Here is a 13,147-nt window from a genome sequence, read left to right on the forward strand (position 1 = left end):
CGGACCGGCGGGCCTTCACGAAAAGGGGCGAGCGGTACGGGTCAGGCGCCCGGCGGCACGCTGGACGGCCGTCCCGAGCCGCGCGTCAGCGCGTAGCCGCCGATGCCGGCGAGCGCGGCCAGCACGCCGCCGATCGCGGTCCACACCCAGCGGTCGGACCACCAGCCGGAGGACCAGCCGTCGTCCGAGCCGAAGCTGGAGAGCACCGCGGCCTTCGCGCCGTCCTTCTCCTGTGCGGACTTGACGGCGATCCCGGGCACCAGCGGCTTGCCGAGCGAGCCGTCCACCGCCGCGGCGCCGCCGATGTCCTTGGTGCCGACGCGCACCTCGGCGCCGACCGGCTGACCGAGATCGGAGGCGCCGAGGCCGACCACCGTCAGCCGGATGTAGTACGTGCCCGGCAGCGGGTCATTGGCCCACGGCTCCGCCCAGCCGCGCACCGTGCGCAGCACACAGGCCAGCTCGACCGAGGCGGCGCCCGCTCCCGCGGTGCGGGTCGCGGCGCCGTACTGGCACGCCTGGCGGCGGCGCAGTCCGTCGTACACGTCCAGCTGCCAGGTCTGCGCGCCGTGCGTGGCCGGGAGCTTCACCGTCGCCTTGACGTCGGGGCGCTGCCCGGTGTCCGCGGGGAACGACCAGTACAGATAGTCGCCGGTGGAGCCGGAGGCGGTGGCCCGCTGCCCCTGCTCGACCTCGGTCGCCGTACGGAACGAGGTACCCGCCTGGGTGGGCGCGGAGCCGTCGGCGGAGGCGCTCGGGGAGGGCGAGGAGTCGGCGGCGGCCGGTCCCGCGGCCAGTCCGAGCGCCAGCAGCGCGGCGCCCAGAACACGTGTGATCCGCATCAGTTCGTCCTCCAGACCGCGACCCGCCAGCGCGAGAGCCAGCCCCACAGCAGACCGGCGACGAAGCCGATCAGTACCAGCGCGCCGAGCAGCCACCAGCCGCGGCCGAGGCCGAAGGAGGCCACGTCGTGATGGCCCGACGGACCGTCCACGACGTCGACGGTCAGCTCCAGCGGCATGCCCGGCGTGGTCTTCACGCCCGAGGCCGCCGAGAACGACTGGGTGACCTGGAGGCACACGGTCTCCGCGGTCGCCGAGTCGTCGTCGCTGTCCGCCTTCGGGTACCGCAGACCGGTGGAGACGGCGTCCGTGCGGCCGGTGCCCGCGGCCTCGCCGCGCACGATCTCCCGCCCGTGCACGGTCACCGCCCGCAGCAGCACCCCGTAGTCGGGGGCGACGGCCCGGTCGTCCGCCACGCTCACCGCGGCGCGCAGCTCCTGGCCGGGCTCGACATCCACCTTGTACCAGCGCTGCTGCCCGAACTCCACGCGGTCGGTGTAGAGACCGGACTTCAGGGCCGGCGCCTTCTCGCACCGGTCGGCGCCCTCGGTCGCCACCGGGGTCACCACCGGATCGGCCGCCCGGTCCACCAACTGACCGACGCGGTCGCTCAGTTCCTCCTTGTGCCGGACGTCCGTGTAGGTGCCGCCGGTCGCGTCCGCGATACAGCTGAGCTGGGCGCGGGTCTTGGCGTCCGGCACCAGGCCGAGGGTGTCGATGGTCAGACCGATGCCCTTGGCCGCTATCTCGCGGGCCACCTCGCACGGATCGAGCGGCTGGCAGGTGTCCTCGCCGTCGCTGATCAGGACGATACGACGGGTGCCCGCACCGCCGTTCAGGTCGTCCGCCGCCTTCAGCAGCGCCGGCCCGATCGGCGTCCAGCCGGTGGGCGCAAGCGTGGCCACGGCCGTCTTCGCGTCGGTCCGGTTCAGCGGCCCGACCGGGTACAGCTGCGCGGTGTCCTTGCAGCCCTCCTTGCGGTCGTTGCCCCGGTAGTTGGCGCCCAGCGTACGGATACCGAGCTGGACCTCCTCGGGGGTGGCGTCCAGCACCTCGTTGAACGCCTGCTTCGCGGCAGCCATCCGGGAGTCGCCGTCGATGTCGCGGGCGCGCATGGAACCGCTGACGTCCAGCACCAGTTCGACCTTCGGGGACGCCTGGTCCGTCTCGTCGGCGACCGCTCCGGCGGGGAACGCGATCCCGGCCGTCAGGGCGGCTAGCAGAGCACAGACGCCTGCCGCCAGCCGTTGTCTTCTGATCATCGCCGGATCCTATTGATCAGACGGCCCGCGCTCCAAAACGAGGGGGTTGGGCAAGGACGTCCACTGGTCGCCCGGGGTCCCCGGCGAAAGGCGCATCAAGGTCAGCGCCTTGGCGGGGAGCGGGCCGCGGCGCAGCGCGGCGAGGTCGGAAGTGTCGGGGAGGCGGGGTACGGCGGCGGCGAGGGCCGAGCCGAGGGCCGGGCCCGAACCCGCCGTGCCCGCCAGGGCGCCCGCCACCAGGGAGCCGAACAGCTTGCGCCGCAGCATGAGTTCGTCGTCGGTGATCAGACGGCCCGTCAGGGAGGGCGGGGTGATGCCGTGGCGGGCCAGCCGGGCCGGACTGATCCGGATGTCGGCCAGGTCGCGGTAGACGAGGCGCACGGGGGTGCCGTCGGCGGACAGGACGACCAGCAGGTTCTGGCCGTGCGCCTCCAGGGCCACGCCGAGATCCAGCAGGCGCAGGCCCACCGTGAGCGCGAGCCGGGTGAACTCGGCCAGCCAGCCGGGGGAGTCGGGCAGGGAGGTCGTGGCCAGCGCGGCCACCGGGAGGACGCGCTCGCCCGGGCCGGCGTACACCTCCGGTGCCTCCCGCAGCAGTGCGGCCAGGTCGGGGGAGCGGGCCGTGACCGCGCCGAGCGTCCGGGTGATGTGCAGCAGCCCGCCGGAACGGCCGGCCAGCTCGTCGGCGAGGGCGGACAGGGCCGCTGCGGCCCGCACCGAGTACGCGGAGATGTCCCGCACCGAGGAGGTCAGCCGGGCGCTCAGCGCGGTCTTCACATGCGGGCCGCCGGGCAGTGCCAGGGTGCGCAGGGACATCAGCGGCCGGGCCGGACGCCAGGCGTCGTGCGGCCGGGCGAGCACATGGGCGGCCTGCCAGGGATGCACCGGCACCAACAGCCGGTCCCCCGACCGCAGTTCCGCCGGCCAGTCCCCGGACACCAGGCACCCGTCCGCGGGGACCGGCACCGTCCCCAGCTCCACCACGGGCCCGTGCTCAGGCCCGTACGCCAATTGGTCCGCCACCGAGAAGCCGGGCCGGGAGCGGCAGTTGGGATGGAACGGGTGGCCGTCGACCACGCGCTGCTCCCACTTCCAGTCCTGCTCCGGCCACTCCTTCGGGTGATCGGCGTCCGCCCGGGACAGCGCGAGCGAGGCAACGCTGTGCGCCAGTTCCGCCGTGAAGGCGTCGGCGTGCTCCACCCCGAGCGCGGTCATCAGCCGCGCCGGATCGTCGTACCGCTCCCGGCCGAGACGCACGGCCGTGACGTACGCGCTGGTGGCGTACGGGTCGGCGGGCGGCCCGTACAGGGTCCGGCCGTCTGCCAGGCGCAGCGCGAGGCTGTACGCGCCGGGCAGCCGCCCGGTCAGCCACGGCAGCGGTTCATGCGCAAGCGCCCGCCACAGCCGGGTCAGGACGGCGGCGCGGGCACCCGGCAGCTCCGCCGCGTACCGGGGCAGCAGGGCGGGCCGTACGACGGCCAGTTCCTCGGCGATCTCGGCCTCGGCGGTGGGGGGACGGTGCACGGTCGGCTCCTCGGGTACGCGGGCACGGCACGATTGTCGGGGACGACAGCCATACTGATCATGACCGGCTCCCCGGCCGCGCACCGGAGCGGGCCGTGCAGCCCGCGACCCCCTTGACGAGAACGAATGGAACGCGTGGACCACAGATCCCCCACCGGCGAGGCCGCCCGCCGCGCCGACGCGTACGCGGCCGCGCCCCTGCTCAACTGCCTGCTGCGAGAGGTGGCCGAGCCGCTCCCGGACACCGGGGACCGCCGTGTCCACCGGCTGCCTGACGGCCGGCTGCTGCGGGTGCGCGCCGGACGCCGCCCCGCGGACCCCGAGCTGTACAGCGCCGGGACCTGGCGCCCGATCGGCCATCCGGAACTGGTCGAGCTGGTCGCCGACGAGCTGCGCGGGCTCACCGGGCTGTCCGGCGGCGACCTGCCCGCCGAGATGACCGACAGCCGGGACGCGGTCGCCGCCCTGCTCACCGCCCGCGCGCGGGCCACGGCACCCGAGGACCCGTATCTGCGGTCCGAGCAGTCCCTGCTCACCGGCCATCCGTACCACCCGGCCCCCAAGGCGCGCGGCGGCGGCCCGGCCGCGTCCTGGCTGCCGTACGCCCCCGAGGCACACGCCCGCTTCCCGCTGGTGCTGCTCGGTGTCCGCGCGGACCAGGTCGCCGAGGAGGGCGACACCCGTGCGCTCGACGCCCTCGGCACGGCCCCGCCCGGCTACCGGCTGCTGCCCGCCCACCCCTGGCAACTCGACCTGACCGCCCGCCGGCTCGCCCCCGCGTTCGCCGACGGCCGGCTGCTGCGCCTGGGCACGACCGCGTTCGACACCTGGCCCACGGCCGCCGTCCGCACGGTGTACGAGCCCCGCCGCGATCTCTTCCTGAAGTTCAGCCTCGACGTCCGCATCACCAACGACATCCGCCGGCTGTGGCGGCACGACCTGCGGGCACTGCACCGTACCGACGCCGCCGCCCAACACGCCTTCGCGGCGATGGGGCCGCCGGCGGCCTGGCTCAGCGACCACGGCTACCGCACCGCCGCCTTCGCCTTCGAGGAACTGGCCGTGCTGGTCAGGGACGGGCTGCGCGGGCATCTGCTGCCGGGGGCCACCCCGCTGCTCGCCGCCGGGCTCGCCGAGGGCTTCGAGGGCAGCCCGCTGGCCGGCACGGCCGACCCCGCGGGCTGGTGGGAGGCGTATCTGCGGCAGGTCGTGCCGCCGGCCCTGACCGCGTTCGACGACCACGGTGTCGTCGTGGAGGCCCATCTGCAGAACACCCTCGTCGCCGTGGACGCGGCCGGCACACCCGTGCAGGCCCTGTTCCGGGACGCCGAGGGTGCCAAGCTGCTGCCGGACGTGAGCCGGGCCGCCGGCTGGGAGCGGCTGGTGTACTGCCTGGTCGTCAACCACCTCACCGAGATCGCGGGCGCCCTCGCCGAGCACCGTCCCGGCTTCGACCCGTGGCCCGCCGTCCGCGACGAGCTGGCCCGCCACCCCCTGCCCGAGATCCCCGCCCTCCTCACCGCCGCCAGCCTGCCGGGCAAGACCAACCTGCTCCTGCGCTGGACCGGCGCGGACGGGGCGGACGCCCGCTACCTGCCGCTGCCGAACCCGCTGCGCGGCGGCTGAGCGCCCGGGGGCGACGCTCGACGCGCCGCGGCCCCGCCGCTGCCGGACGCCGGCGGTCCGCCGACGAGCCGCGCGAGCGCCCGCCGGTCGATCTTTCGGTTGTGGGTGAGCGGGAACTCGGGCAGACGGACGATCCGGCGCGGCAGGGCGTATGCGGGGAGAGTCAGGGCCAGCTCACGGAGCAGGGCTCCGGTGCTCCTCGACTCGCCCGTGTAGAACGCCACCAGCTGCGCGTCGGCCAGTATCGTCACGGCCTCGCCGACGCCCGCACACTTGCGCAGCGCGCCGTCGACCTCGGCCAGCTCGACCCTTCTGCCGCGAATCTTCACCTGGTGGTCCCTGCGGCCGATGAACGCGAACTCCTGGCCGGGGAGCCGCCGTACGAGATCACCCGTCCGGTACCAGCGGCGGCCCTCCGCGGAGAGGAAGCGGTCACGGTCGTCGGCGCTGTCGAGGAAGCCGGGAAAGAGATGGGGGCCGGTGACGCACAGCTCGCCCTCGGCCTCTCCGTCGCCCAGATCCAGGGAGTAACTCTCATCCGTGGCCGCGGAGTTGAGGACGGCCGCCGCGTAGCCGTGGCGCGGTGAGCCGATCGGGAGGGCGTCGTTGACGGCGAGACGCACGGAGACATCGGGATCCCAGCGATGGGAGAAACAGGTGATGGGCGTCTCCGTCAGACCGTACAGATTCTCCGTGGCGGAATTCGGCGCCGCGGTCTGCCAGTCCGCCGCGTCCTGACGCAGCAGCGGTTCCCCGCAGAAGAACGTCCAGCGCAATGTCGGCAGGGAGCCCGGCGCGAGGGCGCCGTTCCGGCGCAGCAGCGCCACGATGCTGGGTGCGGAGAGCCAGACCGTGACGCCGTGGTCGGTGATGAACCGGGAAAGCCTGAGAAAGTCCTGGGGCCTTGTCGTGACCGCCGCCGCTCCGGCGCCCCACGCGGAGAACAGGTCGAGCATGGAGAGGTCGAAGGTGAGATCGGCGACTTGGGAGAAGACATCTTCGTTCGTGAACCCGTAGCGTGCGTGGACGGATTCGAGGTAATGCGAAAGTCCGCGGCTCGAAACCGCGACGCCCTTCGGCTTTCCCGTGGTCCCGGACGTGAACACCACGTATGCGGTCTCCTGTGCCGGCCCGTCCGGATGTCCGCCGGCCGCGGCGCCGGCCGCCGAAGGCCGCTTCCGCTCTGCCGGGATGACCTTGACGTCCGGGCCCGTCCCGGGCGCCGGACCGCCGAGCCGCTCCCTCCCCGTTTCGTCCGCGACGACCGCGCCGACCTCCGCGGACTCCATCATGAGGCGGGTACGAGCCGCAGGATATTCCGGGTTCAGCGGAACGGCCGTGAAACCGGCGTAGCTCACCGCGAGTACGGCGATGTAGGCGTCCGCGCCCCGTTCCATCAGGGTTCCGACGCGCCCCGTCTCCGGGGCCGCGGCGCGAATCTCCGCCGCGAGGGACATGGCCCGCTCGTCGACGGCGCGATACGTGTATTCGATTCTGCCGTCGCGAATGGCGAGGCCCTCTGGATCGACCGCCAGGCCCCGCCGGAACCAGTCTGCCAATGAGACGGGACGCGCTTCGGGTATGTGCTTGTCGGACACTTTCCTGCCTGCCTTTCTCCGCATTCTTTACGGGCATGCGTCGCTACTCTGGGTAGTCGATTCATTGCCATGCGTATAACAACTGGCCCCCTGATGAGGGCTGCTGTAATTTTCTGCAAGCCCTTGCATCTAGATCATCCCGGTGCTTGACTCATGCACCGCCGAAGACAGTGCAGTTAACGGACAGGGGGATGGGCATGATCGTGGCCGAATCTGGAGGCGCCGCACAGGAACGGCCCGAGGCGACTCTCGAAGTAGCCGTTCTGGTGGCGAGCGAAGTCGTGTGCGCGGGGCTGGAGACTTTGTTGAGCAGACTTCCCGCGGTCGCCGGTGTGCGGGTTATCGCGCCCGAACTCGACGGCCTGCCCGAGCGAATCGAGCCCGCCGATGTACTGATCGTCGCCGCGGAGCAGTGGAGCCTGCTGGACGGCCGCACCGATGTCTCCGGCCTGCCCTCGACCCTGATATTGGGTGACGACCTGTACGAACGGTGGGACGGGGATCTCTCGGTGCTGCCGGTGGATGGTTTCCTCTCCCTCAAGGAACTGTCGATGCAGACGCTCGACGACGCGCTGAAGCGGGTGACCGTGGGAGAGATGCCGATTCCGGCCTCGCTCGCCAAACGCCTGTTGACCGGCGGGCGCGGTCGTGCCGCGGCCCCCACCCACGGCGCCATTCCGCTGACTTCTCGCGAGAACCAGGCGTTCTTGCTGCTGGCCGACGGCTTGAGCAACAAGCAGATCGCTCGATGCCTCGGCATATCCGTGCATGGGGCGAAACGACTGGTCGGTTCCATTCTTCTCAAGCTGGGTGCCTCGAACCGGACTTCGGCGGTGATCACCGGAATGAAATCGGGACTTCTGTGACAGCCGCCGCGGTCCCGTCCACGGCGCCCGCCGCATCCCAGGTACGGGAGACCACGCGGAACGGCCCCGGCCCGACCAGGGCGACCGCCCCGGCGTGGCCGGGCCGCACCGCGATGTCGTCGACGCGGCACTGAGCCGCCGTCGGGCCCGCCGGGACGCAGACGGCACACGCGCCACGGCCGACCGGCAGGGACAGTGCCTGGCCGAGCCGAGCGCCGACCGCTTTCACACTGGCTTCCTTCCGTGTCCACAGGGCGAGGAAGGAAGCCCACCGGAGCGCGGGCGCGGCCGAGGCCACCTGCCGGCTCTCCTCGGGGCGGAAGTAGCGGGCGGCGAACCGCGGCGGATCCAGACCCGGCCGGGGGCGCTCGATGTCGACGCCGACGTCCCGTCCACGGGAGACGGCGAGCAGTGCGGCACCCCCCGCATGACTGAGACTGAAGGTCACCTCGTCGCCGGCCACCCGCGGTTTGCCCCAGCGGCCCGTCTCGATGGGGACCCGGCGCGGTGGCGTGGACAGGTACGGACCCAGGATCCGGCGTTTCACCCCGTGGGCGACGGTGAACCGGTTGCGGTGCCGTACGTCGGCCAGGCGGTCGCGGCGGGCCTCCTCCTCGGGGCTCAGCACGCCGGCGAACCCGTCGGCGGCGACGTCCAGCGAGAAGTGCCAGAGGTGCACCTCGTGCCATGCCGGTGCACTCGCCCGTGCCGGGCCGTGCGCTCGCCCGCTCATGTCCCGGCGGGCCGTTGCGCCGGTTCCGCCGCGTCGGCGTGCGACTGCCCGCCGCCTCGCATCACACCGTTGAAGACGGACAGACGCTGCATGTTCGATGTGCCCTCCATGAACTCCAGCCCCTGCGCGTCCCGGGCCATCTTGTCCAGCGCGGGGTGGTCGAGCCGTGCGCCGGGGCCCAGGAGAGCCAGCGCCTCCCGCGTCGTGCGATCCGCCAGCCGCGACGCGGCGAGCTTGGCCGCGCAGGCGAGCGTTCCGTCCGAGGGGTCGGCGTCGACCGTCCGGGCCGCGCGGTGGGTGAGCTGACGGGCGCTTCGGATCCGCTGGTCCATCGCGTCGAGCTGCTCCCGGACCCGCGGGGACGGTGTGCGTCGTTCCCGGCGGGCGTAGGCGTGGGCGGCGGCGGCGATCCCCACGCCCATGGCCGCGAGGACCGTCCGCCACACGTGGAAGGTGCGCAGCCAGCCCCACATTCCCTGCCGGATCGCCGGAAGATGCCGCCCCAGCAGGTGTTCTTCGGGAACCTGGACCGCGTCCAGCGTGACCGCGCCGAGCTGGATGGCGCGCAGACCCATGGTCGGGATGGGCTCGGCCGCGAACCCGGGGGCCGCGGTGTCCACGAGAACGGCCCGGATCCCGAGCGGCCCCGGCGACATGCGGGCGAAGACCACGGCGATGCCGGCCCGGACGGCGTTGCCGACGAATCGTTTCCCGCCCCGGAGCAGCAGAGAGCCCCCCTCCGCGGACGGGGTGAGCGAGGTCGCCATGGAGGTGGCGTCCGAGCCCCGCTCGGACTCCGTCATCGCGAAGCAGGTCCAGGTCGGCCGTTCCAGCAGCCGGCCGTAGAACCAGTCCTTCTGGGCGCGGTCTCCCAGGGCGTCGACCAGGGAACCGGCCATGTCGGGTCCGGGTACGGAGAGCAGGAGCCCGGCATCGGCCCGCGCTCCCTCCTCGAAGAAGACCACGCGTTCCAGCGCGGTCCGCAGATCGAAACGCTCGCGCCCGACGACCAGGGGAGCGGGAGCGTACTCCGGCGGGATCTGCAAGGTCGCGACCCCGGACAGCAGCGGCAGGTCCAGCATCCGCCGCACCGTGCCGGGATCGCTCTCCAGTTCCGCCGCGTACGGCAGGACGTCGGCGGCCCACTCCCGCACCTGCCCCCGCAGCAGTGCGAGTCGCTCGCGCGGTTGCCTCACAGCTCACCTCCCACGGCGGCGTGGCCGTCACGCGGCCGGACGTAGACATCGGACAGCAGCTCCGACGCGTAGGCCGCGCGGCCCGGTCCGGCCGCCGTGTAGCCGCCGGCCCCCAGCAGCCGGAGCAACAGGCGGTCGACCGCGGTCAAGCGGTCGTGCCAGTGCCCGAGACCCGCGCCGGTCAGGGCGGCGGAGCCGGCCGCCGTCAGAGCGCTCTCGATCTCCAGGTGCTCGACGACGGCGTCGGCGACGGAGCCCTGGACCAACTGCCGCCGCAGCAGCGGGGAGCCCGCCGAGGTCCGCTGTCCCAGATGTGCCGTGGCCAGGCCGAACAGGCGCCGGGAGTGCCCCAGCCGGACCCAGGCCAGCGCCGTGCCCCAGCCGCGCTCCCAGTCGCGGGCCGCGGGTGTGCCGGGGCGCTCGTCGGGCTGCCGGGGCTCCCAGCGCAGCGTCGTCAGACCGGACCCGTCCAGCACGACGGGGCCGGCCTCCTGGCGGCGGTGTGACGGCAGGTCCACGTACCGCTCGCCGGTCCAGACCCGATGGGCGGTACGCGCCACCTCCAGCGGCGCGACGGCGTGGCCGCTGATGCCGCCGGCCAAGGTGCCGGGGCCCAGAACACCGTGCAGCAGCGTCAGCGCGGCCCCCAGGCCGTGCGACGCGGCCTCGGCGTGCCCCCGCGTCCAGAGTTCCGGGTCCCCCGGCACGGCGTGCGGCGCCGGAGAGGGGGAGCGCCCCTCCACTACGCGCCCTCGATCACTCGGCGCACATAGTCGACGAGACCGCCCACCTTCTCGAAGTCGGAGGGTTCCAGCAGCTCCGGGTCGAATTCCACCCCGAGGTCCGTCTCCAGCTGCATGAGAAGTTCGAGCACATTCGTCGAGTCGAAGTACAGATCGTCGAAGAATCTCGTTTCCGGCGACAGCTCCGCCGGATCACGCTGCACCATGCCGGCCACCGTCGCGATCACCTCTGCGGTGATATCCCGGTGTTCCGTGGTTCTGTCCGTCATCGTGCACGTTCCTCTCCAACGACCGCTGTGGCCGGAATCCGATGTCTCGGCGGATGTGCCTGGCAAGGGATGCCGAGGAGTGAGGATTTCCGAGTCCGCGGCGGCCGGCAAGGCCCGGTGGTCGCACCACCGGTGCGCTGGACAGGCATGCCCCAAAGGGGAGGTCTACATCCGGGCCCACGCCCGCCAGAATGTGAGAGGCCGTCGGCGGGGGCTCCCGATGGCCGACAGGCACCCGAGCACCAGGACACGTAAGGCTGCGAAACGATGCATGTGGTGACCTTCGCCTTCGAATGCGGGGCTTTCGACCCGCGACTGATGCGGAGCGGAACCGCTGCCCTCGTGTGGAATTCCGCGGCCAAACTCGCGGAACACGGACACACCGTATCGATCGTCACGCCGGCCCACGGCCACGGTCGGTACCTGCGCGAGCAATACGGCGCCACCGCCACCGATTTCGCGGACGAGTTCCGGATGCCCCTCGTCCTGGACCCCGAAATATGGCCCGGATTTCCCTCCCGCGTCGATGTGCCGCTGCGCACCACGGCACTGCACACGCGACATCAGGGAGTGGACCTCCACTTCCTGTCCAACGCCCACCTCGACCTGTTTCCCGAGGCGTTCGTCCCGGACGCCGGGGCGGAGGGGCGCGACCTCTCCTTCTTCAAAGAGCTGGTGTTCCAGGTCGCCGGGGTCCGGTTCATCAGGCAGGTCCTGGGGACCGCCGATCTGGTCCAGGCGTACGAGCCGTACCAGCACTACCTGCTGCCCCTCGCGCTCCGCGGCGCACCGGGAATCCCCGTGGTGAGCACGCTGGCCACGAACCTCCCGGTCGACCGGCAGGTCAGCCGGCCGCAGGTGGCGGAGCTGCTGTCCCTCCTGGGCGTGGAAGCCGACCTCGACGCCCTCTCGGATCCGCCCGAGGACCACGGAGCGCCGCACGAGGTCCGGCGCCGGTACCCGCCCTCGACACCGCTGGGCCCGGCCGCACAGCCCGGCGGTGTCGCCTGCCACTCCCTCGTCCTCGAACACGCCGCGGCCGTCGATTTCCTGACCGAGGGCCAGGCCGAGCACTGCGCCACGTTCGCGGACACCCCGTTCGAGGAGCGGTTCGGAAGGCTGACGGTCTCCCGGGTGACGCGGCGCAACGCGGACAAGATGTTCGTCGGGGGCTGTGCCGTCTCCGACGGCTGGCTGCGGCGCGAGGCCGCGGAGGGTCACCGCCAAGACTTCCTCACCGGCCTGGGACTCGACCCGAGCCTGCCGACCTTCTACCACAGCGCGCGCTACGCCCCCCACCACAAGGGCCAGTCGGAGCTGTTCCGCGCGGTCGGCCGCGTGCTGGACGAGGGTCTGGAGGCCAACTTCCTGATCCGGTGCGCCCTGCCCGGCTCGATGACCCGACAGGAGCTGCCGTCGTACGTGCGCGACGTGGTGGAGCGGCACACGGACCGGTTGCGCGCGGACTGGGAGATGGTCGACGAGGCCACGCTCTTCGCGCACGCCTCGGCGGCCGACTTCTGCGTCTTTCCGTCGAAGTTCGAGATGGACACCTTCCTGATCGCGCAGGGCGAGGCGATGGCGTGCGGGGCGGTACCGATCGCCACCCTGCAGTCCGGCACCCGCCACTTCGGGCACGCCTTCGACTGGCGCGGGCAGCCCGGGGCCACCGGGTTCGCCGTGGCCCGCTCGTTCCGACCGGACGACGAGCTGCTGCGGGACCGCCTTGCCGAGCGGATGCGCGAGGCCGCCCGCCTCTTCCGTCACGAACCCGGCACCTACGCGGAGCTGTCCGACCGCGCGCGCCGGACCGCGCGGCAGCTGACCTGGGAGGCCGCTACCCGGCTCCGCGAGGACCGGTTCCGGCACATACTCACCGGCGCCGTCGAGCCCACCGGTCCCGAGACCCTGATCCGCCGGGGCTGGTACGACGGACTCGGCGACGAGACCTGGGCGGCGCACCGCGAGCTGATCGCCCTGAGCGCCGCCGCGCGGGGCGGAGCGGACGCGTGCGTACGCGCGTGCGCCGGCCGTCCGGACCTCGCGGAGGCGGCGTTCGACACGGCCTACCGCGCCGCGCGCTTCCGGGTCTGCGAGGCGCTGCTCGACCTGCCGGGAAGCCCGCCGGGACACACGGAGCAGGCGCACTCGGTCCGGCACAGGCTGCGCGTACGGGAGCGGGGTGACCGTGCCGACATCGTGTACCGCTTTCCGCACGCCGAGCGGATCGAGCTGTTCGGACCGGAAGCCGGCAGCCCGGCGGACGGCTTCGGACAGCCGCTGAGCCGGTCGGGCGACGAGTTCCGGGGCAACGTCCCGGGCCCGCTCGGCGACCACCCCGTGGTCCTGCTGATCACACTGCCTCGCGGACGCTTCGTCTGGGACGAGGTCCGCCCGGTGCCGGAGCACTGAGCCCCCTTCATGCGTCATCAGGGCCCGCGAGCCGCTCACCGCTCCGCTGTCTCACCGGACCGACAGGAGAAGACTT

11 protein-coding genes are annotated in these 13,147 nt (G+C 72.7%); 3 read left to right on the forward strand and 8 right to left on the reverse strand.

Translation table 11 applies throughout. The features are described 5' to 3' along the window. Positions 1 to 41: 41 nt before the first annotated feature. From ACF073_RS06750 to ACF073_RS06760, 3 genes are read right to left on the reverse strand one after another with little or no spacing between them, the layout of a single operon-like run. Positions 42 to 842, reverse strand: a complete 801-nt coding sequence (locus tag ACF073_RS06750) for a hypothetical protein (RefSeq protein ID WP_392067273.1) — start codon at positions 840 to 842, stop codon at positions 42 to 44. Next, the gene (locus tag ACF073_RS06755; RefSeq protein WP_392067274.1) at positions 842 to 2,104 is read right to left on the reverse strand and encodes a VWA domain-containing protein; all 1,263 of its coding nucleotides are present in this window, start codon (positions 2,102 to 2,104) and stop codon (positions 842 to 844) included. Before ACF073_RS06755 ends, ACF073_RS06750 begins: the two co-directional genes overlap by 1 nt. Positions 2,105 to 2,113: 9 nt before the next feature. Continuing rightward, positions 2,114 to 3,628 (reverse strand): IucA/IucC family protein, encoded by a 1,515-nt coding sequence (locus ACF073_RS06760; protein ID WP_392067275.1) that lies wholly within the window; start codon positions 3,626 to 3,628, stop codon positions 2,114 to 2,116. 126 nt (positions 3,629 to 3,754) lie between these two features. Between ACF073_RS06760 and ACF073_RS06765 the strand changes: the two genes are divergently transcribed. After that, positions 3,755 to 5,254, forward strand: coding sequence for an IucA/IucC family protein (locus ACF073_RS06765; protein ID WP_392067276.1), 1,500 nt, complete (start codon positions 3,755 to 3,757; stop codon positions 5,252 to 5,254). Here the strand turns inward: ACF073_RS06765 and ACF073_RS06770 are convergent. Continuing rightward, complete coding sequence (locus tag ACF073_RS06770; RefSeq protein ID WP_392067277.1) at positions 5,218 to 6,876, reverse strand: AMP-binding protein; 1,659 nt, start codon at positions 6,874 to 6,876, stop codon at positions 5,218 to 5,220. The genes ACF073_RS06765 and ACF073_RS06770 overlap by 37 nt on opposite strands. Before the next feature lie 173 nt (positions 6,877 to 7,049). Here ACF073_RS06770 and ACF073_RS06775 point away from each other — a divergent pair, with 173 nt between their 5' ends. Next, on the forward strand, positions 7,050 to 7,718 hold the full coding sequence (locus tag ACF073_RS06775; protein ID WP_392067278.1) for a LuxR C-terminal-related transcriptional regulator: 669 nt from the start codon (positions 7,050 to 7,052) through the stop codon (positions 7,716 to 7,718). Here the strand turns inward: ACF073_RS06775 and ACF073_RS06780 are convergent. Genes ACF073_RS06780 through ACF073_RS06795 form a run of 4 tightly spaced genes read right to left on the reverse strand, consistent with a single transcriptional unit; the run spans position 7,690 to position 10,659 of the window. Beyond that, positions 7,690 to 8,451, reverse strand: a complete 762-nt coding sequence (locus ACF073_RS06780) for a 4'-phosphopantetheinyl transferase family protein (protein ID WP_392067279.1) — start codon at positions 8,449 to 8,451, stop codon at positions 7,690 to 7,692. The genes ACF073_RS06775 and ACF073_RS06780 overlap by 29 nt on opposite strands. After that, on the reverse strand, positions 8,448 to 9,647 hold the full coding sequence (locus tag ACF073_RS06785) for an acyl-CoA dehydrogenase family protein (protein WP_392067280.1): 1,200 nt from the start codon (positions 9,645 to 9,647) through the stop codon (positions 8,448 to 8,450). Before ACF073_RS06785 ends, ACF073_RS06780 begins: the two co-directional genes overlap by 4 nt. Continuing rightward, entirely contained in the window at positions 9,644 to 10,354 is a 711-nt protein-coding gene (locus tag ACF073_RS06790) for a hypothetical protein (RefSeq protein WP_392067281.1), read from the reverse strand. Before ACF073_RS06790 ends, ACF073_RS06785 begins: the two co-directional genes overlap by 4 nt. Positions 10,355 to 10,389: 35 nt before the next feature. Continuing rightward, positions 10,390 to 10,659, reverse strand: coding sequence for an acyl carrier protein (locus ACF073_RS06795; RefSeq protein ID WP_392067282.1), 270 nt, complete (start codon positions 10,657 to 10,659; stop codon positions 10,390 to 10,392). Between the two features lie 276 nt (positions 10,660 to 10,935). Between ACF073_RS06795 and ACF073_RS06800 the strand changes: the two genes are divergently transcribed. Next, a complete protein-coding gene (locus tag ACF073_RS06800) occupies positions 10,936 to 13,071 on the forward strand; it encodes a glycosyltransferase (protein WP_392067283.1) in 2,136 nt (711 codons plus the stop codon). The last annotated feature ends 76 nt before the right edge of the window (positions 13,072 to 13,147 follow it).

The organism is Streptomyces sp. NPDC015171, assembly GCF_043079545.1.
Classification (GTDB): Bacteria; Actinomycetota; Actinomycetes; order Streptomycetales; family Streptomycetaceae; genus Streptomyces.

What these genes read in the sequence shown, in the direction of transcription:
- ACF073_RS06755 (WP_392067274.1), bottom strand. Translation starts at nt 2,104, where the DNA reads ATGATCAGAAGACAACGGCTGGCGGCAGGCGTCTGTGCTCTGCTAGCC.
- ACF073_RS06750 (WP_392067273.1), bottom strand. Translation starts at nt 842, where the DNA reads ATGCGGATCACACGTGTTCTGGGCGCCGCGCTGCTGGCGCTCGGACTG.
- ACF073_RS06780 (WP_392067279.1), bottom strand. Translation starts at nt 8,451, where the DNA reads ATGAGCGGGCGAGCGCACGGCCCGGCACGGGCGAGTGCACCGGCATGG.
- ACF073_RS06775 (WP_392067278.1), top strand. Translation starts at nt 7,050, where the DNA reads ATGATCGTGGCCGAATCTGGAGGCGCCGCACAGGAACGGCCCGAGGCG.
- ACF073_RS06770 (WP_392067277.1), bottom strand. Translation starts at nt 6,876, where the DNA reads ATGCGGAGAAAGGCAGGCAGGAAAGTGTCCGACAAGCACATACCCGAA.
- ACF073_RS06795 (WP_392067282.1), bottom strand. Translation starts at nt 10,659, where the DNA reads ATGACGGACAGAACCACGGAACACCGGGATATCACCGCAGAGGTGATC.
- ACF073_RS06765 (WP_392067276.1), top strand. Translation starts at nt 3,755, where the DNA reads ATGGAACGCGTGGACCACAGATCCCCCACCGGCGAGGCCGCCCGCCGC.